General features: G+C 73.3%; 13 protein-coding genes. 7 read left to right on the forward strand and 6 right to left on the reverse strand.

Going from position 1 to position 19,026, the window contains the following annotated elements; all coding sequences use genetic code 11:
* The first annotated feature begins 112 nt into the window (after positions 1-112).
* Entirely contained in the window at positions 113-1,453 is a 1,341-nt protein-coding gene (gene fsxC / locus HTZ82_RS22260; protein ID WP_175411220.1) for an FxsC protein, read from the forward strand.
* The gene (gene fxsT, locus HTZ82_RS22265; RefSeq protein ID WP_175411221.1) at positions 1,437-5,435 is read left to right on the forward strand and encodes an FxSxx-COOH system tetratricopeptide repeat protein; all 3,999 of its coding nucleotides are present in this window, start codon (positions 1,437-1,439) and stop codon (positions 5,433-5,435) included. Before fsxC ends, fxsT begins: the two co-directional genes overlap by 17 nt.
* Positions 5,436-5,632: 197 nt before the next feature.
* Here the strand turns inward: fxsT and HTZ82_RS22270 are convergent, their stop codons facing one another.
* Positions 5,633-6,502 (reverse strand): alpha/beta fold hydrolase, encoded by an 870-nt coding sequence (locus HTZ82_RS22270; RefSeq protein WP_175411222.1) that lies wholly within the window; start codon positions 6,500-6,502, stop codon positions 5,633-5,635.
* Positions 6,503-6,808: 306 nt separating this feature from the next.
* On the opposite strand from HTZ82_RS22270, the gene HTZ82_RS22275 reads away from it, so the two are divergent.
* A complete protein-coding gene (locus HTZ82_RS22275) occupies positions 6,809-7,897 on the forward strand; it encodes a S1 family peptidase (RefSeq protein WP_175411233.1) in 1,089 nt (362 codons plus the stop codon).
* A gap of 61 nt (positions 7,898-7,958) precedes the next feature.
* Here the strand turns inward: HTZ82_RS22275 and HTZ82_RS22280 are convergent, their stop codons facing one another.
* Entirely contained in the window at positions 7,959-8,981 is a 1,023-nt protein-coding gene (locus tag HTZ82_RS22280; RefSeq protein WP_175411223.1) for a DUF3533 domain-containing protein, read from the reverse strand.
* A gap of 143 nt (positions 8,982-9,124) precedes the next feature.
* Between HTZ82_RS22280 and HTZ82_RS22285 the strand changes: the two genes are divergently transcribed.
* The 3 genes from HTZ82_RS22285 to HTZ82_RS22295 all read left to right on the forward strand — a co-directional run bounded on the left by HTZ82_RS22285 (position 9,125) and on the right by HTZ82_RS22295 (position 14,725).
* Positions 9,125-12,616, forward strand: coding sequence for a DNA polymerase III subunit alpha (locus HTZ82_RS22285; protein ID WP_175411234.1), 3,492 nt, complete (start codon positions 9,125-9,127; stop codon positions 12,614-12,616).
* 130 nt (positions 12,617-12,746) lie between these two features.
* Positions 12,747-13,664 carry a hypothetical protein gene (locus HTZ82_RS22290; RefSeq protein WP_254712035.1) on the forward strand — a complete coding sequence of 306 codons (918 nt, stop codon included), beginning with the start codon at positions 12,747-12,749 and terminating at the stop codon, positions 13,662-13,664.
* 188 nt (positions 13,665-13,852) lie between these two features.
* Positions 13,853-14,725 carry a triacylglycerol lipase gene (locus HTZ82_RS22295; RefSeq protein ID WP_175411225.1) on the forward strand — a complete coding sequence of 291 codons (873 nt, stop codon included), beginning with the start codon at positions 13,853-13,855 and terminating at the stop codon, positions 14,723-14,725.
* 4 nt (positions 14,726-14,729) lie between these two features.
* Here the strand turns inward: HTZ82_RS22295 and HTZ82_RS22300 are convergent, their stop codons facing one another.
* The 3 genes from HTZ82_RS22300 to HTZ82_RS22310 all read right to left on the reverse strand — a co-directional run bounded on the left by HTZ82_RS22300 (position 14,730) and on the right by HTZ82_RS22310 (position 17,427).
* Positions 14,730-15,746 (reverse strand): lytic polysaccharide monooxygenase, encoded by a 1,017-nt coding sequence (locus tag HTZ82_RS22300; RefSeq protein WP_175411226.1) that lies wholly within the window; start codon positions 15,744-15,746, stop codon positions 14,730-14,732.
* 303 nt (positions 15,747-16,049) lie between these two features.
* Positions 16,050-16,523, reverse strand: coding sequence for a DUF402 domain-containing protein (locus HTZ82_RS22305; RefSeq protein ID WP_175411227.1), 474 nt, complete (start codon positions 16,521-16,523; stop codon positions 16,050-16,052).
* Positions 16,504-17,427, reverse strand: a complete 924-nt coding sequence (locus HTZ82_RS22310; protein ID WP_175411228.1) for a GNAT family N-acetyltransferase — start codon at positions 17,425-17,427, stop codon at positions 16,504-16,506. Before HTZ82_RS22310 ends, HTZ82_RS22305 begins: the two co-directional genes overlap by 20 nt.
* 69 nt (positions 17,428-17,496) lie before the next feature.
* On the opposite strand from HTZ82_RS22310, the gene HTZ82_RS22315 reads away from it, so the two are divergent.
* Complete coding sequence (locus tag HTZ82_RS22315) at positions 17,497-17,871, forward strand: GntR family transcriptional regulator (RefSeq protein ID WP_175411229.1); 375 nt, start codon at positions 17,497-17,499, stop codon at positions 17,869-17,871.
* 51 nt (positions 17,872-17,922) lie between these two features.
* On the opposite strand, the gene HTZ82_RS22320 is transcribed toward HTZ82_RS22315, so the two are convergent.
* Positions 17,923-19,014 carry a DUF5925 domain-containing protein gene (locus tag HTZ82_RS22320; RefSeq protein ID WP_175411230.1) on the reverse strand — a complete coding sequence of 364 codons (1,092 nt, stop codon included), beginning with the start codon at positions 19,012-19,014 and terminating at the stop codon, positions 17,923-17,925.
* Positions 19,015-19,026 lie beyond the last annotated feature (12 nt).

The raw sequence follows: 19,026 nt of genomic DNA on the forward strand, positions 1-19,026 counted from the left end.
GGGCACCAGAGGCGTTGTGCGCACTCCGGTCCGTAATGATGAATGAGCTCGTATCCTTCCTTACCCACATCCCTGATACGGGTGTTCGTGTTCACAGCAGGACGGGGGTCGTGTGCACGCGTCACCACAGCAGAGAGCGGCGGACCATCGGCCGTACTTCTTCCTCAGCTATGCGCACACACCGCGCTACGCGGCCGGCGGTCCCGACCCGGACATGTGGGTCGAGCGGCTCTTCCGCGACCTGTGCGGCCATGTGATGGCCATGACCGACTTACCCGCCGGGGCGCCCGCCGGGTTCATGGACCGGGAGATACGCTCCGGCGAGGGCTGGTCGGAGCGGCTCGCCGAAGTCCTCGCCACCTGCAGGGTCTTCGTCCCCCTCTTCTCGCGCCGCTACTTCGCCAGCGTGATGTGCGGCAAGGAGTGGTACGCCTTCGCCCAGCGCGCGATCCTCCACACCGCCAAGCACGCCCACGCCGCCGACGCCATTGTCCCCGCCCTGTGGCTGCCCGTCCCGCCGGAACAGCTCCCCGGCCCCGCCGAACGCCTCCAGTTCAACCACCGGGCCTTCGGCGACCGCTATGTCACCGACGGCCTCTACGGGCTGATCAAACTCCGCATATTCGAGGAGGAGTACGAGCGGGCCGTCTACGAACTCGCCAAACGCATCGTCTCCGTCGCCGACACCACGCGCGTCGCGCCCGGCCGCCCCGTCGACTACCGGCAGGTACCCAGCGCCTTCGGACCCCCCGGCGGCGGCCCCCGCCCCTTCCAGGTCACCGTCGCCGCCCCCACCCACCACGACCTCCCCGAAGGCCGCGACCCCGCCTACTACGGCGACATGCCGCAGGACTGGAACCCCTACCACCCCGAGGCGGCCCGGCCCCTCGCCTACGTCGCCGAGGACCTCGTCCGGTCCCTCAACTACCAGGTGAGCGTCGCGTCCTTCGACCACGACACCGTCCCCCTCGACGCGAAGGCGCCCCCGTCCCGGCCCGAGATCCTGCTCGTGGACCGCTGGGCCCTCCAGGACGAGGAACGCCGCCGCCGGCTCGCCGCCTTCGACGCCGAGCACCGGCCCTGGGTGAGCGTCGTCGTCCCCTGGAACCGCGTGGACCAGCAGAGCCGCGCGGCCGAAACCGAACTCTCCGCGAAACTCGAAGAGACCATGCCCGTCAAGATGGGACAGGGCCGCGCCGCCGGCCGCGCCGCCGCACGGGGCGTCCCCAGCATGGAGGCGTTCGGCCAGCTCCTGCCCCAGGTCGTCGAGGCCGCCGCCCAGCAGTACCTGCGCCACGCCGCCGTCTACCCGCCGGCCCCCGCCGGCAGCCGCCCCACCGAACGGCCCCGGCTGCGCGGCCCGCTGCCCCAAGAGTTCGGCACCACGCACGCCATGCCCGAGACGCCCGACAGCGCGCCCGATGCGGAGGACCCGGATGACCGCCCGTCGTGATGGACGCATCGTCACCTTCTACTCCTACAAGGGGGGTACGGGACGGACGATGGCCCTGGCCAACACGGCCTGGATTCTCGCCGCCAACGGCAAGCGGGTGCTCGCCGTCGACTGGGACCTGGAGGCACCCGGCCTGCACCGGTTCTTCCACCCGTTCCTCGACCCGTCCACACTCGGCGCCACCACCGGCGTCATCGACCTCATCACCGAGTACGCCTGGGCCGCCACCAACCCCGTCCAGCGGCCCGACGACTGGCACCGCGACTACGCCCGCGTCCAGCCGCACGCCGTCTCCCTCACCCCCGAACTCCTCGGCTGGGAGTTCCCCGCGGGCGGCACCCTCGACTTCGTCTCCGCGGGAAGACAGAACCGCGAATACTCGGCCACCGTCTCCACCTTCGACTGGGACAACTTCTACGACCGGCTCGGTGGCGGCCACTTCTTCGACGCCCTGCGCGACGACATGAAGGCGAACTACGACTACGTCCTCATCGACAGCCGCACCGGCCTCAGCGACATCGCGGACATCTGCACCGTCCACCTCCCGGACGTGCTCGTCGACTGCTTCACGCTCAGCGACCAGTCCATGGACGGCGCCGCCGCCGTCGCCCGCCAGATCGACGAGCGCTACGGCGGCCGGGGCATCCGCGTCTTCCCCGTCCCCATGCGCATCGACGAGGGCGAGAAGGAGAAGGCCGACGCCGGGCGGGCCCTGGCCCGGCTCAAGTTCGACGGCTTCCCCACCGGGCTCACCGGCGACGAGCTCGCCGCCTACTGGGGCGCCGTCGAGATCCCGTACCGGCCCTACTACGCGTACGAGGAGACCCTCGCCACCTTCGGGGACGACGCGGGCATCGCGAACTCGCTGCTGTCCGCCTTCGAACGGCTCACCGCCGTCGTCACCGACCACCAGGTCACGGCCATGCCCACGGTCGAGGAGGAGGTGCGGCTGCGCATCCGCGACGCGTTCACCCGGCGCCGCCCCGCCCTGCCCACCGACCTCTTCCTGTCCTACGTCGCGGAGAACCGCATGTGGGCCGACTGGATCGAGTCGGTCCTCACCCGCGCCGGATTCCGCGTCGTCCCCCGCGATGTGTCGGCCGACCCGGAAACGGCCCCGGGGACGGCCCCGGGCGCGTCCGGCGGCGCGTCCGGCGGGGCGTCCGGCGGGGCGTCCGGCGGGTCCGATCCGTACGCGGCCGCCGACAACGCCGCCCGCACCGTGGTGCTGCTCTCCAGCGCCTACCTCAAGTCGGCGCGGGCCGTCGAGTTCTGGCGGCGGGCCGCCGCCGAGGAACCCGGCGGCGGGCGCCGCCACCTGCTGCCGCTGCGCGTCGGGGACGTACGCCTCACCGCCCCGTACATCGACCGCAACCCCGTCGACCTGTTCCGGCTCGACGAGGTCCACGCCACCGGTGTGCTGCTCCGCGCACTCGACCGGCCCGTGAAACACGCGGACGCCGTGGCCTCGCCCGGGCCGCGGTTCCCCGGGACCGTCCCCAAGATCTGGAACGCTCCGCCCCGCAACCCCGGCTTCACCGGCCGCTCCGTCGTCCTGGAGCGGATGCGCGACCAGCTCGGCGTCGGCATGGCCGTGGTCCTGCCGCAGCCGCAGACCCTGTACGGGCTCGGCGGCGTCGGCAAGACGCAGGTCGCCCTCGAGTACGTGCACCGCTTCATGGCCGACTACGACCTCGTGTGGTGGATCTCCGCCGAACGCCCCGACGACGTCGTCGCCGGGCTCGCCGAGCTGGCCGTACGGCTCGGCGCGCAGGTCGGCGAGGACATGGCGACCGCCTCGCAGGAGGCCGTCGACCTGCTGCGGCGCGGTGTGCCGTCCAACCGGTGGCTGCTCGTCTTCGACAACGCCGACGACCCGGACCAGCTCAAACGGTACTTCCCGAGCGGCGGCCACATCCTCGTCACCTCCCGCAACCAGGCCTGGTCCAGCCACGGCGACGCCCTGCCCATCGACGTGTTCCTCCGCGAGGAGTCCGTCGAACACCTCCAGCGGCGCGCACGCGGGCTCAGCGCCGAGGACGCCGACCGGGTCGCGGAGGCCGTCGGCGACCTGCCGCTCGCCGTCGAGCAGGCGGCGGCGTGGATCGCGGAGACGGCGACCCCGGTCTCCGCGTACCTGGAGCAGCTGGAGGAGGCCGCCGCCAGCACACTCGCACTCAACCAGCCGGCCGGCTACCCGGAACCGGTGGCGGCGACCTGGAACGTGTCGATCGAACGGCTCAAGGAACGCTCACCGGCGGCGGTGCGGCTGCTCCAGCTCTGCGCGTTCTTCGCGCCCGAGCCGATCCACGCCAACCTCCTGTACAGCAAGGAGATGATCGAGGCGCTCAAACCGTACGACCCGTCGCTCCAGGAGAAGCTGGTGCTGGGCCGGGTCATCCGGGAGATCGGGCGGTTCGCGCTGGCCAAGGTCGACCAGGTGTCCAACTCCATCCAGGTCCACCGGCTCGTGCAGGCCGTCATCCGGGCCCAGCTCACCGACGAGGAGAAGAACGAGGCACGGCACGCCGTCCACCGGGTGCTCGCCGGGGCCAGGCCCGACGACGACGAGCCGATCGACAACCCGTCGACCTGGCCCGCCTTCGCCACGATCTGGCCGCACCTGGCGACATCGGAGGCCCGGTTCTGCGACGAGCCCGAGACCCGGCGGCTCCTCATCGACCGGGTGCGGTACCTGTGGAAGCGCGGCGACTGGAAGTCCGCGTGGACGCTCGCCACGGAACTGCGCGACGCCTGGCGCGACATGCTCGGCGACAACGACCTCCAGTACCTCTACCTGCGCTTCCACCTCTCCAACATCCTGCGGTCGCAGGGCCGTTACGTGGAGGCGAAGGAGCTCGACGAGGTCACCCTGGAACGGCAGAAGGCCGTGCTGGGCCCCTCGCACCCGCACACGTACATGACGACCAGCGGCCTCGCCATGGACCTGGGCACCCTCGGCCAGTACGGCAGGGCCATGGAGCTGGCGACCGAGGCCCACGAGGGCTTCCAGCAGATCTTCCACGAGTCCCACCCGCGCACCCTGGCCGCCGCCAACAACCTGGCGCTCAACCTGCGCATGGTCGGGCAGTACGCGCGGGCGCGCGAGATCGACCAGGACGTCTTCGACCGGCGTACGGAGGTGCTGGGACCCGACCACCCGTACACCCTGTCGTCGGCGACGTCGCTCGCCCGTGACCTGCGGGAGGTGGGGCGGTACGAGGACTCGGTGGCGCTGCTGAGCCGTACGTACGCCGCGTACAAGGAGACCCTGGGGCGTACGTTCCCGGGCACGCTGGCGGCGGGCAAGAGCCTCGCCGTGTCGCTGCGGCGCGCCGGGCTCATGGAGGACGCGCGGCGCCTGACGACGGCGACCCGCAACCGGTACCGGGCCAAGTACACGTCGGCCAACCCCGACTCGCTGGCCTGCGACCTGAACCTCGCCGCCGACCTGTACGCGGCCGGGGAGCCGGTCGCGGCGCGGGACCTGGCGCAGGAGGTCGTCGACCAGTACACGAAGGTGCCGGGCGAACGGCACCCGTACACCCTGGCCGCCATCAACAACCTGGGCATCTACCAGTGGGGCTGCGGCGCGCCGGAGGTCGCCGAGCAGCTCCTGCGGGGGGCGCTCGGGACGATGCGGGCGGTGCTGGGGGAGCGGCATCCGCACGCGCTGTTCTGCACGGTGAACCTGGCGAACGCCAAGGCGGACCTGGGGGAGCTGGAGGAGGCGCTGGACATCGAGCGGCGTGCGGTGGGGGCGCTGCGGGAGGTGCTGGGCGCGCACCACCCGGAGGTGCTGGCGGTGGCGTCCAACATGTCGGTCACGCTGGGGGCGCTGGGGCGGAAGGGGGAGGCGGGGCGGCTGCGTGCGGAGACGGCCGGCGAGCTGTCCCGGCTCCTGGGCGACGACCACGCCCTGACCCGCCTCGCCCGCGACGAACGCCGCGTCCACCGCGACCTGGAGCCGCTGGCGGTGTGACGGCATCCGGTACCGGTTCTGTCCCCTATCCCGCCCCTTCCCGAACCGGGGCTCCGCCCCAGACCCCGTTGTCGCGCCTGTGGGGGTACCCCCTGCTCGAAGAGCTTGGGGGAGTTTGAGGAGCGGGGGTTCGGGGGCGGAGCCCCCGATTCGGGAAGGGGCGGGGTAGGGGAAAGAACTGCCGCCCGGACTCCTCTTCAGGCCGCGGCCAGCAGCCACGTCAGGACGCTCGGCAACGCGTGCAACGCGTCGAAGTGGGCGGCGGCCGGTTCAAGGACCGCGCGGGCGCGGGGAATGCGCCGCGCCAGCCAGCGGGAGTGGCCGGGCGGGGAGAACACGTCCTGTTCGCCGTGCCAGAGCAGGACCTCCCCGGGGATGTCCGCCGGGTCGAACCCCCACGGGCCGCAGAACGCCAGCGCGTCGTCGATCCAGCCGTACGGGGACGTCCGCAGCGCCTCCTGGTAGTTGCGGAGCAGCATGGAGCGGACGCCCGCGTCCTTGACGACCAGCCGGTCCGGGAGCGTCAGTTCGCGGTGGAGGTCCTCCAGAAGCTGGACCGGGTTCTTCCGGATCGCCTCCGCACGGGGCGTGAGGCGTGCGGCGACCCCGTCCGGGTCCACCGTCGCGGCCTCGTACTCGCGGACGTTGTGCGCGGTCATGCCCTCGAACCAGTCGAGCCCGTCCGCGTCCCGGGGCGCAAGCGTGACGAGCGTGGCCGTCCGGGTGACCCGCTTCGGCAGGAGCGCCGCGCAGGCCAGGGCGTGCGGGGCGCCGCCCGAGCGGCCCACCACGGCGAACCGCTCCAGGCCGAGCGCGTCGGCGATGGCGGTCACGTCGTGGACCACGTCCGCGACGGTGCGGCCCGGCAGCCGGTCCGAACCGCCGTACCCGGGGCGGTCGTACGCGATGAGCTGCATACCGCGCTGATACAGCACCATCCCGCGCGGCGCCGGGCCGAGTCTGCTGCCGGGCGTTCCGTGCAGCAGGAACACGGGGCTGCCGCGCGGGTCGCCCAGGCGTTCCACCATCAGATGCCGGCCGTCCGCCGTGCGCACCCGCCCTCGCACGAATCCCGCCTCCTTCGCCGCCTCGTTTGATGATGTCCCATCAGGAACCGGAGGGAAACGGAGAAGGAACCGGACAGGACTAGTCCTCACACCCCGCCGAGGGCCCCGTCGCACGCGGTGTTCGCAGTCGGAACCGACCACTGGTGACCGGGGGTAGCCCGGTGCGCCGGGGGCGCGGTGTGCGCATCGTGTGCGCGTCCTGAAGTCGACCTTGTGTGCTACCCGTTGGTATCGGAATAGTGGTCGGCCCATCCTCCGTGCCAGGGCACCCCACGCGCCCGGCACGGCCCCCACAGGAGGTCGATGTTGAAGCACCGACGTATATCCAGGAAGCGTGCGGCCGTCTCCGGTGGCGCCGTTGTGGCGTTGCTGGGAGCGGCGGTCACCTTCCAGACTGCGAACGCCAGCGACGACGTACCGCAGTTCGAGGCCCGGGTCCTGTCCGCCGACGCGGCCGGAAAGCTGGCCTCCTCGCTCGACGCGAAGCTCACCGACGGTGACACCGCCGGCGCCTACTACGACGCGGAGTCCCGCACCCTCGTGGTCACCGTCGTCGACGAGGGCGCCGCCGCGACCGTCCGTCAGGCGGGCGGCACCGCACGGGTCGTCGAGCACTCACTCGCCGAACTGAAGTCGGCGCGGCAGACGCTGAAGACCCGGGCGACCATCCCGGGCACGTCGTGGGCCGTGGACCCCGTCACGAACAAGGTCGTCGTCACCGCCGACAGCACTGTCAAGGGCGCGTCCTGGGAGAAGCTCGACCAGGTCGTGAAGGGGCTCGGCGGCAAGGCGGAGCTCAAGCGGGCCGCCGGCACGTTCACGCCGTTCGTCGCCGGTGGCGACGCCATCCACAGCGGCGGCGGCCGCTGCTCCCTCGGCTTCAACGTCGTCAAGGACGGCGAGCCGCACTTCATCACGGCCGGCCACTGCGGCGACACCGGCTCCTCGTGGTCGGACACACGGGGCGGCGAGCCCGTCGGCACGATGGTCGACTCGCAGTTCCCCGGCAACGACTTCGCGCTGGTCAAGTACGACAAGGACGTCGAGCACCCGAGCGCGGTCAACCTGTACGACGGCGGCTCCCAGGAGATCACCCAGGCCGCCGATGCGACCGTCGGCATGCGGGTGACCCGCAGCGGCTCCACCACGCAGGTGCACGAGGGCGAGGTCACCGGCCTCGACGCGACCGTCAACTACGGCAACGGCCAGATCGTCGAGGGCCTCATCCAGACCACGGTCTGCGCGGAGCCCGGCGACAGCGGCGGCTCGCTCTTCTCGGGCGACGCGGCCGTCGGTCTCACCTCCGGCGGCAGCGGTGACTGCACCTCCGGCGGTACGACGTTCTTCCAGCCGGTGACGGAGGCCCTGGAGGCGTACGGGGCGCAGATCGGCTGACAGGCGGTTCGGAGCGCGGGGCCCGTACGGTGCGATGGTTCACCGTGCGGGCCCCGCCGCGTCAGGTGCCGATCGGCTTGCCCGGCGTGCCGTTGTCGCGGCGCAGCGACGACACCACCAGGGTGACCACCGCGCCGGCTGCCGCCCAGATCGACAGCACCTGGAGCGAGCCCGAGATCGCGTTGCCCTTGAAGTACGCGATCGAGCGCGCCGCCCAGGTGCCCGCGCCCGGCGGCATGGCAGGGCCGATCGCCCGCCAGAAGTCGGGCAGCATCGGGTACGGGAAGGCACCGCCCGCGCTCGGGTTGCCCGCGACCACGATGATCAGGATGGCCAGGCCGATCCCGACGATCCCGGTCAGCGCCTGGAGGGCGAGGGTGAGCGCGCCGACCGCGAAGACCACCAGCGCGCCCAGGCCCCACAGGGCCGCCACGCTGCCGGGCAGCGCGCCGAGTACGGGCCCGACGATGAGCGCGCCGCCCAGGCCGCCGAGGATCGCCGAGAGCGCGAGGACGGCCAGCCGGATGGTCGCGCGCTGGATGTTCATGGGCCGGGCGCCCGCGCTGATCGCCAGGACCGAGGCGAGCAGATAGCCGCCCACGGACCAGCCCACGACGAGGTAGAACGCGGACAGCCCGTTGAAGTCGTCGCCGGACGCCGGGGCCACGTCGAGGGTGCGGACCGTGCGGCGCTGGGGCAGCTCCGCCGCCGTGACGATCCGCTCCAGGGCGGAGGCGAGGACCGTTCCGCTGCCGGAGGCGACGAGCAGGGTGTCGGTGGTGCCCTCGGGGTTGAGTACGAGGGCCCCGTAGATCTTCCGTTCGAGGATCTGCTTCCTGGCGTCCGCCTCGTCGGTCACCGCCCGCGCGTCGAGCGGGTCGCCGGGCAGCCGGTTCAGCCGCTCGGCGGCCTGCTCCCCGCCGGGGCCGGGTGCGGCGACCCCGAAGGGGACGTTCCTGGGCGTGGGGTCGTGCAGGGCGCCCACGTAGGAGGCGATGAACAGGAGCTGGAGCGCGAGGACGCCGACGACCAGCAGCGCGGCCCTGGGCGTGACGGCGCTTCGCACCTCGGAGGCGAGCGTCATGCCCCCACGCTCCGGGTCGCGGCCCGTTTTCGCAGGTGGGGCGGGTCCGAATGGCGGACACCCATGATGTCGTACAGACGTTCGAAACTTGGTCTATGGTGGTGGAGGGGGAGGTGAGGTTCGGATCGATCCAGGAGGTGCGGGTGCCCGGGTTCACGCATCTGCACACCGTTTCGGGCTTTTCCCTGCGATACGGGGCCTCGCACCCGGAGCGGCTGGTCGCCCGTGCCGCCGAACGGGGCATGGACGCGGTCGCGCTGACCGACCGCGACACCGTCGCCGGAGCCGTACGGTTCGCCCAGGCCTGCGCCAAGGAAGGCGTACGGCCCCTGTTCGGCGCCGGCCTCGCGCTCGGCGACCGTGCCGCACCGGAGCCCGCCGCCCCCACCGAGCGGCGCCGCACCCCCGTGCGCGGCGGCGCCTTCGTCGACGAGTCCGCGCCCCGCGCGGTCTTCCTGGCCCGCTCCCGGCGCGGCTGGGCCGCCCTGTGCCGGCTGATCAGCGCCGCCCACGCGGCGGCCGGGACCTCGGCCGCCACCGCGACCGGCGCCCCCGTCCTGCTGCCCTGGGCCGACAACCACGGCGACGACCTGACCGTCCTGCTCGGCCCCGACTCCGACGTCGGCCGCGCACTCGCCGCGGGCCGCCCCGACCGCGCCGCCCGGCTCCTCGCCCCCTGGCGCGAGGTGTACGGCGACGCGCTGCGCCTGGAGGTCGTCCACCACGGCCGCACCGGCACCGGGCCCGGCTCGCTCCGGCAGGCCGCCCGCACCCTCGGCTTCGCCGCCGACCAGCGCGTACGCCCCGTCCTCAGCAATGCCGTACGGTACGCCGACCCCGGCCAGGGGCCGGTGGCCGACGTCCTCGACGCGGCCCGCCGCCTCGTGCCCGTCGACCCGCGCCGCGGCCTCGACAGCGGCGAGCGCTGGCTCAAGGACCCCGCCGCCATGGCCGGCGTCGCCGAGCGCGTCGCGGAGGCCGCCGGGCTGCGCCGCGACTCCGCGCACCGGCTGCTCACCCTCACGGAGGAGACGGCCGCGGCCTGCCTCGTCGACCCCGAGGACGACCTCGGCATCGGCACCGTCCACTTCCCCGAACCCCACCTCGTCGGCGCCCACCGCCGCACCGCCGAACGCGTGCTGCGCTCCCGCTGCGCCGCCGGGATGGTGCTGCGCCGCCACGACCGGAAGCGGGAGTACTGGGCCCGCCTGGAGGACGAGCTGCGCACCGTCGAACGGCTCGGGTTCGCCACGTACTTCCTCACCGTCGCCCAGGTCGTCGACGACGTACGGGACATGGGCATCCGGGTCGCCGCGCGCGGCTCGGGCGCCGGCTCCCTCATCAACCACCTGCTCGGCATCGCCCACGCCGACCCGGTCGAACAGGACCTGCTGATGGAGCGGTTCCTTTCGGTGCGGCGGCCCGCGCTGCCCGACATCGACATCGACGTGGAGTCCGCCCGCCGCCTGGAGGTCTACCGCGCGATCCTCGACCGGTTCGGGCCCGAGCGGGTCGCCGCCGTCGCCATGCCCGAGACCTACCGCGTCCGCCACGCCGTACGGGACGTGGGCGCCGCCCTGTCCATGGACCCGGCCGACATCGACCGCATCGCCAAGGCCTTCCCGCACATCCGCGCCCGCGACGCCCGCGCCGCCCTGGACGAGCTGCCCGAGCTGCGCCACCTGGCGGGCGAGCGCGAGAGGCACGGGAAGCTGTGGGAGCTGGTCGAGGCGCTGGACGCGCTGCCGCGCGGCGTCGCCATGCACCCGTGCGGCGTCCTGCTCTCGGACGCGTCCCTGCTCTCCCGCACCCCCGTGGTGCCCACCAGCGGCGAGAGCTTCCCCATGTCCCAGTTCGACAAGGACGACGTGGAGGAGCTCGGGCTGCTCAAGCTCGACGTCCTCGGCGTCCGTATGCAGTCCGCGATGGCGCACGCGGTCGCGGAGATCGCGCGCACGACGGGGGAGCGGATCGACATCGACGACCCCGCGCGGGTCAGGCCGGGCGACCCGGCGACGTACCGGCTCATCCGGTCCACCGAGACGCTCGGCTGCTTCCAGATCGAGTCGCCGGGCCAGCGCGATCTGATCGGCCGGCTCCAGCCGTCGACCTTCCACGACCTGGTCGTCGACATCTCGCTGTTCCGGCCGGGCCCGGTCGCGGCCGACATGGTCCGCCCGTTCATCGCCGCCCGGCACGGCCGCGCACCCGTCCGCTACCCGCACCCGGACCTGGAGGAGGCGCTGGCGGAGACGTACGGGGTCGTGGTCTTCCACGAGCAGATCATCAAGATCCTGGACATCATGACCGGCTGCGGCCGCGAGGAGGCTGACGCGGTACGGCGCGGGCTCTCCGACCCCGAGTCGCAGGGGCGCATCAAGGTGTGGTTCGCGCGGCAGGCGCGGCGGAAGGGGTACGCGGACGAGGTCGTGGCGCACACCTGGGAGATCGTCGAGGCGTTCGGCTCGTACGGCTTCTGCAAGGCGCACGCGGTCGCGTTCGCCGTGCCGACCTACCAGTCGGCGTGGCTGAAGGCCCATCACCCGGCGGCCTTCTACGCCGGGCTGCTCACCCACGACCCGGGCATGTACCCGAAGCGGCTGCTGCTGGCGGACGCGCGGCGGCAGGGCGTTCCGGTGCTGCCGCTGGATGTGAACCGGTCGGGGACCGCACACCGTATCGAACTGGTGTCTGATCGTGTGTCTGGTTCGTCCCGTACATGGGGATTGCGGCTTGCGCTGTCCGACGTCCACGGGATCAGCGAGGCCGAGGCCGCCCGTATCGAGGCCGGGCAGCCGTACGCGTCCCTGCTGGACTTCTGGGAGCGGGCCCGCCCCAGCCGGCCCGTCGCCGAACGGCTCGCCCAGGTCGGCGGACTCGACGCGTTCGGCGCCAACCGCCGCGACCTGCTGCTCCACATCGCCGAACTCCGCCGTATGCAGCGCGGCACCGGCTCGTACGGCGACCAGCTGCCGCTCGCCGGCGGCCGCAGGTCCGCGCCGCTCGGGCTGCCCGACCTAACCGACGCCGAACGGCTCAGCGCCGAGCTGGGCGTTCTGTCCATGGACGCGTCCCGGAACCTGATGACCGACCACCAGGCCTTCCTGGAGGAGCTCGGCGTCGTCACCGCCCAGCGGCTGCGCACCGCCAAGCACGGCCAGACCGTGCTGGTCGCGGGCGCCAAGGCGGCCACCCAGACCCCGCCCATCCGCTCCGGCAAGCGGGTCATCTTCACGACCCTGGACGACGGCACGGGCCTGGTCGACCTGGCGTTCTTCGACGACAGCCACGAGCGCTGCGCCCACACGGTCTTCCACTCCTGGCTGCTGCTGGTGCGCGGGGTGGTCCAGCGGCGCGGCCCGCGCAGCCTCAGCGTGGTCGGCTCGGCCGCCTGGAACCTCGCCGAACTCGTCGAACTGCGCCACCAGGGCGGCCTCGACGCGGTCGCCGCCCGCCTGGCGGAACCCGGCCCGGCCGCCACGGGTCCTGCCGCCGGCCCCGCCTCCGGCACCGACCGCCGCATCACGATGCCCACCGGGTACGAGATGCACCCCTGGGCCGACCTGCGCCCGGCGGGCGATGCCGCCGCACCGGGGCGCAAGCTATGGCACCAGAGCCAGGGAAGCGCGGGGTGAGGTGCGCATGATCCTCTACGTACGCTTCAAGCCGCCGGCACCGGCCGCCGATGTCGCCGGGGGCGCGGGCGCGGGCGGCGGGGCCGCGGGCGGGGCCGCGGGTGTGGGCGCCGGGGGCGGTGCCGAGGCGATGCTGCCGCACCTGCTCGCGCTGCTGGGCCAGTTCACGCCGGTCGTGCAGGCCGAACCGCCGGACGCCGCACTCGTCGATCTGCGCGGCGCCGTACGGTACTTCGGGCGCGGCCCCGCCGAACTGGCCGCGCTGATCCGGGTCCGGGCGCTCGCCCTGTACGGCGTGGACTGCGTCATCGGCGCCGGGCCCAACCCGATGCTGGCCCGCATGGCCGCGCGTGAGGCCGGGCCCGGCACGACACGGGTGGTGGGCGACGACCCGGCCGTGTTCCTGCGCGACCGGCCGGTCGACGCGCTCGACGGCGTGGGCCGCACCACCGCCCGTACCCTCCGCGCGTACGGCCTCGACACGGTCGGGCGGGTCGCGGACGCCCCGCTCGCCGTGCTCCAGCGGATCGTCGGCGCACGCGCCGGGCGCGAACTGTGGGAGAGGGCGCGGGGCATTGACCGCACCCCGGTCGTCCCGAACGGCGCCGCACGCTCCGTCGCCGCCGAACGCGCCTTCCCGCGCGACGAACTGGACCGCGACCGGCACCGCCGCGCGCTGCTCTCGCTGGCCGAGGAACTGGGCGCGCGGATGCGCGGCGAAGCCCAGGTGTGCCGCGCGCTCACCCTCACCGTCCGGTACGCCGACCGGACCACCACCACCCGCGAGCGCACCCTGCCGGAGCCGACCGCGCACTCGGCGGCGCTCACCTCCGTCGCGTACGCCCTCTACGACGGGCTCGGACTGCAGCGCGCCCGCGTGCGCGGCCTCGCGCTGCGCGCCGAGGGCCTGATGCGGGCCGAGCAGGCCGCGCACCAGCTCTCCCTCGACCCGGCCGACGAGAAGGCCCGCCGCCTGGAGGAGGTCGCGGACCGGGCGCGGGCACGGTTCGGGCCCGGCGTGATCATCCCCGGCTCCCTCGCCGCATAGCGGCCGCGGCGGCACCGGGGCAAGTTTTACCGACGCGTAACTTCCCTCTTACCGCTACTCGTACGTAACTTGGCCGAAGCACGACACACGGCGCCCCACGCCGGGTGCCGTGCGACCCCCATCAGTGGTCCGGGCCGCTGGGGCGTACCGCCATCGCCCTGTTTCTTGAGCCGCGAGGAGACCACTCGATGCTGCCCCCACGTATACGGATCCGCCGCGCCCTCAGAGCGCTCACCGTCCTGCTCCTGACGGCCGCCGCGATCCTGCTCCCCTCCGGCGCGGCGAGCGCCGACAGCGCGCCCGGTTCGGGCTGGAACGACTACGGCTGCAAGCCGTCCGCCGCGCACCCGCGCCCCGTCGTCCTGGTGCACGGCACCTTCGGCAACTCCGTCGACAACTGGCTCGGCCTCGCCCCCTACCTGGTGCGGCGCGGCTACTGCGTCTTCTCGCTCGACTACGGGCAGCTCCCCGGCGTGCCGTTCTTCCACGGCCTCGGGCCGATCGCCAAGTCGGCGGAGCAACTCGACGCGTACGTCGACAAGGTCCTGGCCTCGACCGGCGCCGCCGAGGTCGACATCGTCGGCCACTCGCAGGGCGGCATGATGCCCCGTCACTACCTCAAGTTCCTCGGCGGCGCCGACAAGGTGAACGCCCTCGTCGGCCTCGCGCCCGACAACCACGGCGCCTCCCTGATGGGGCTCACCAGGCTGCTGCCGCACTTCCCCGGCGTGGCCGACCTCATCGACGAGAAGACGCCCGGCCTGGCCGACCAGGTGCCCGGCTCCGCCTTTCTCCAGAAGCTCAACGAGGGCGGCGACACCGTCCCCGGCGTCCGCTACACCGTCATCGCCACCAAGTACGACCAGGTGGCCACGCCCTACCGGTCGAACTTCCTCGACGGGCCCGGTGTCCGGAACGTACTCCTCCAGGACCTCTGCCCCGTCGACTTCTCCGAGCACGTGGCGATAGGGCTGTTCAGCCGGATCGCGTTCCACGAGGTGGCCAACGCCCTCGACCCGGCGCGGGCCACCCCGACGACGTGCGCGTCCGTCCTGGGCTGACGGTTCAGGAGGACATCCGGCGGCGGGCGGCTCCGAACAGCAGCGCGGCGCCCGCCGCCAGCACGACGGCACCGCCGACGGCCAGGTACGGGGTGCTGCCGGAGCCACCGGTGGCGGCGAGGTCCGGCGTGCCGCCGGGGCTCGGGTCGGCCGCCACGGGCGAGGGCGCGCCGGCGCTCTTGAGCTCGGGCGCGTTGCCGGGCGTCGTGCCGGCCGTCGTGCCGGGCGCCGCACTGCTCGGCGCGGTCGACGGCCGGGCGTCACCGCCGTGGCTGTCACCGCCGTGGCCGCCGTGGTCCACGGTCGACTTGTCGGCGTTGTCGGCGATCTGCTGGTCGGTGGGCGCGGACGCCGTCGGCCCCGGGTCGGCCGCGGCCCCGCCGAACACGACGTCGGAGCAGGTGTAGAACGCCTCGGGGGAATCGGAGCGCTGCCAGATCGAGTAGACGAGGTGCCGGCCCGACCTCTCCGGGACGGTGCCCCGGATGACGTACGCGCCGTTCTCCAGCTTCGGGTCCTTGGCCGTGGCGAACGGCTTCTCCTCCAGGTCCGCCCATGTCAGCGGCTTGGACGGGTCGTAGCCGTCCTTGGTGAGGTACAGCTCGAACGAACCGCGGTGCGGGGCCGTCGCCTTGTAGCGGAACGTGTGACCGCCCGCGCTCAGCGGACTGGCGGGCCAGTCGGCGCGCGGCAGGTCGAGGCCCTTGTACTTGTCGCGGCCCGCGCTGCACAGCTCGCCGTCCGGGACGATCTCGCGGTGGCGGCCCGCGGCGTCCCCGATGTTGACCTCGTTCCAGTCGTAGAACGCCTGCGTGCCGCCGGCCGCGACGGCCGCCTTGCACGCCTCCGACCGGGGGTTCTCGGGCCCTTCGGCGTGGCACGCGGCCACCCGGCTGACCGGGTCCGTCATCGAACCGTGCGCGACGGCGGGCGCGGCACCCGGCCCGACCAGCAGCACCGGAACGGCGGCAAACGCGAGAGCCGCGGTCGCGGCCGCGGTACGGGAAGCAGAAGCAGACATGGGGAGGGATCTCCTTCGCGGAACGCGGGTGTGGGGGGTTCGGCCCCGGGGGAACGGCCCGGGGCGGCGACGGGCGGCGGACGGACAAACCGGCGCGGCCCCCCGACAGCACCGATGGCCCGACCGGCCCGACGATCAGCAAACTAGCCCGTCGCCCCCATGAAATCGCCTGCTCAGAGCCCCAGAAGCCGATCTTTATGGTCGGCTTAAGGAACGGCTAAGAGCCCCCTCAGAAAACGCCGGTGCCGCACCACCGGACGACGTCGTGGAGCGGCGTGCCGAAGGCCCCTACGACCGTGTCCGCTACCGCAGGTCGCTGCCCTGACGGGCCCGCAGCTCCAGTGTGTCCAGGGCCTCGCGGGCCCGGGTCGCTGCCTGCGGGTCGCGGGTCGTGAGGCCGCTCGCTGCGAACTCGTCCTCGTCCAGGCGGAGTACGAGGCTCCGGTCCGCCGACACCCACAGGTCGAGGTCCAGGTCCTCGACCACCACCTCGCCGGGTGTGACCGTCGCGGGCCGTGTGATGTCGCAGTACCAGCCCTTCAGGGTGCCGTCGGCCGCCCGGACCTCCTTCACCGAGTACCACCGGTCCCGCCAGTAGTGCTCCGTGAACACATCGCCCGGCTCGAAGCGTACGAACCCGAAGTCCCGGACCCCTTCGCCCGCCCACGCCGCGCGGACCGTCAGCACCGTACCGTCGTCGGAGACGACCTCCGCCGCGTACCGGATCTTCGTGCGCCCCGCCTTCAGCAGGACGACCTCAACCGAGCGCCCTGACATACGTCACCTCCGTCGCGCACCTCTCGTAGCCGAACCACTCGTTGACCGCGAGCATCGGGCCGTTGCCGGCGTCGTTGTTCGTGAACGCGTCCGTGTAGCCGGCCGCGCGGGCCCGGCGCAGCGAGTCCGTCTTGGCCAGCTTCGCCAGGCCGCGGCTCCGGTGGGCGCGCACCGTGCCCGTCATGCCCGTGACGTAGCGCGTCCGCCCGTCCACCTCCGCGATCGTGAACGCCGCGACCTCCCCGTCCACCAGGACCACGGACGTCAGCTCGTGGTCCGCCAGCGGGTTGCGCCAGGTGTGCCGCAGCCAGTCGTCGAAGTCGGCGAGCTCCGTGGCGATGTCCGACGGCTCGTCCGCCGTCACCTCCGCGTCCGCGAGGAACAGCGGGCGCGGATCGGCCGCGAAGTCCGCGGCCGTGCGCAGCTCCACCCCGTCCGGCAGCGGGTCCGGCAGCTCGGGCAGCGGGGCGTTCACCAGGTCCAGCCGCTGGAAGTGCGCCGAGCGGGCCGGCCGGTAGCCGCGCCGCTCCGCGAACGCGCGGACCTCCGGGCGGTCCGCCGCCATCGCGTACACGGCCGTCGCGCCGTGCGCCGCCAGGTGCTCCTCGGCCGCCCGCAGCAGCAGCCCGCCGGCGCCCCGGCCCCGGTGGTCCGGGTGGACGTGCGGGGTGGTGGCCGACTGGCCCGGGTCACGGCTGTCGTAGGCGATCCCGACGTGCGCCGTGCCGATCACCTCACCGTCCAGCTCGGCCACCAGCAGCCGGTACCTCTGCGCCGGGTTGGCGTTCTCCAGGCCGTACAGCAGGGACTCGGCCGTGCTCACCAGGTACGGCACGGACGCCTGCCGCACCGCCGCCACGGCCGGGGCGTCCTCGGGGCGGACGTCACGAACGATCACTGTCATGTACGGGCACGCTACGCGGGCCGCCCACGGCTCGCCTCTTCTTTTCCCCCGGTGCGGGACAATCGCCACGTGACCTTGAAGATCGTCCTCGACCAGGAATCGGCGGCGGCGCCGTACGAGCAACTGCGCGCCCAGATCGCCGAGCAGGCCCGGAGCGGCCGGCTGCCCGTCGGCCACAAGCTGCCCACCGTCCGCGGACTCGCCCAGGATCTGGGCCTCGCGGCCAACACCGTCGCCAAGGCGTACCGCGCGCTGGAGACCGACGGGGTGATCGAGACACGTGGCCGCGCCGGGACGTTCGTCGCCGCCGCCGGTTCCGCCGCGGAGCGCCGCGCCGCGGCGGCCGCGGCGGCGTTCGCGGCGGAGGCCCGCCGCCTGGGCCTCACCCACGCGGAGGCCCGATCCGCCGCGACAGAAGCCCTGCGAGCCGTCTACGGCCCCTGACGCACACGGGGCAGGTCGGCGGCGCCCCGGGCAGGCGGCGCCCCGGGCCGGTTACAAGTACAGGCCCGCGGATTCACGGCGGGACGCGGGGAGGGTGGTGGGGCTGGTGCCGCGGCGGAGGGCGTACAGCTCCGCCAGCGTCGCGCCCTCGCGGCCGATGCCGTCCTCGCGGCCCAGCCACGCCACCGCCTCCGACCGCGTCAGCGGGCCGACCTCCACACGGGCCAGGCAGCGGCCCGGGCGGACCACGGCGGGGTGCAGGCGCTCCAGGTCCTCGTTGGTCGTGACCCCCACGAGGACGTTCCGGCCCTGCCCCAGCAGACCGTCCGTCAGGTTCAGGAGCCGCGACAGTGCCTGCCCCGCCGCGTGCTTCGCCTCGCCGCGGATCAGTTCGTCGCAGTCCTCCAGCAGCAGGAGCCGCCACCGGCCCTTCTCCGTGCCGTCGTCCTCGCCGATCGCGATGTCCATGAGATAGCCGATGTCACCGAACAGCCGCTCCGGGTCCAGGACGCAGTCCACCTGGCACCAGTCACGCCACGACCGGGCCAGTGTGCGCAGCGCGGACGTCTTGCCCGTGCCCGGCGGGCCGTGCAGGAGCAGCAGGCGGCCCGCGATGTCGTCGGGCGTGACCTTCATCAGGCCGTCCAGCGCGTCCGCCACCGGCGCCGTGTAGTTGGGCCGGACCTCGTCCCAGGCGCCCGCCGCGATCTGCCGGGTCGTGCGGTGCGGGCCGCGCCGGGGCGACAGGTACCAGAACCCCATGGTGACGTTCTCCGGCTGCGGCTCCGGTTCGTCCTGGGCGCCGTCCGTCGCGGCGGCGAGGATCCGGTCGGCCAGCTCCGCGTCGACCGCGGTGACCGTCACGTCCGCGCCCCGGTTCCAGCGGGACACCAGCAGCGTCCAGCCGTCGCCCTCCGCCAGGACGGCGCTGCGGTCGTCGCCGCGGGCGGTGCGCAGCACCCGGGCGCCCGGCGGCATCAGGGTCGAACCGGACTTGACGCGGTCCAGGGTGCGGGTGCGCGAGTACGGCTGCTCGCCCGTCGTGAAGCGCCCGAGGAAGAGCGCGTCCACGACATCAGAGGGGGAATCGCTGTCGTCGACGGTGAGCCGGATCGGCAGCGCGTCCTGAGGGTTGGCAGACATGCGCCCCATGAT

The organism is Streptomyces sp. TRM64462, assembly GCF_013362995.1.
Taxonomy (GTDB): domain Bacteria; phylum Actinomycetota; class Actinomycetes; order Streptomycetales; family Streptomycetaceae; genus Streptomyces.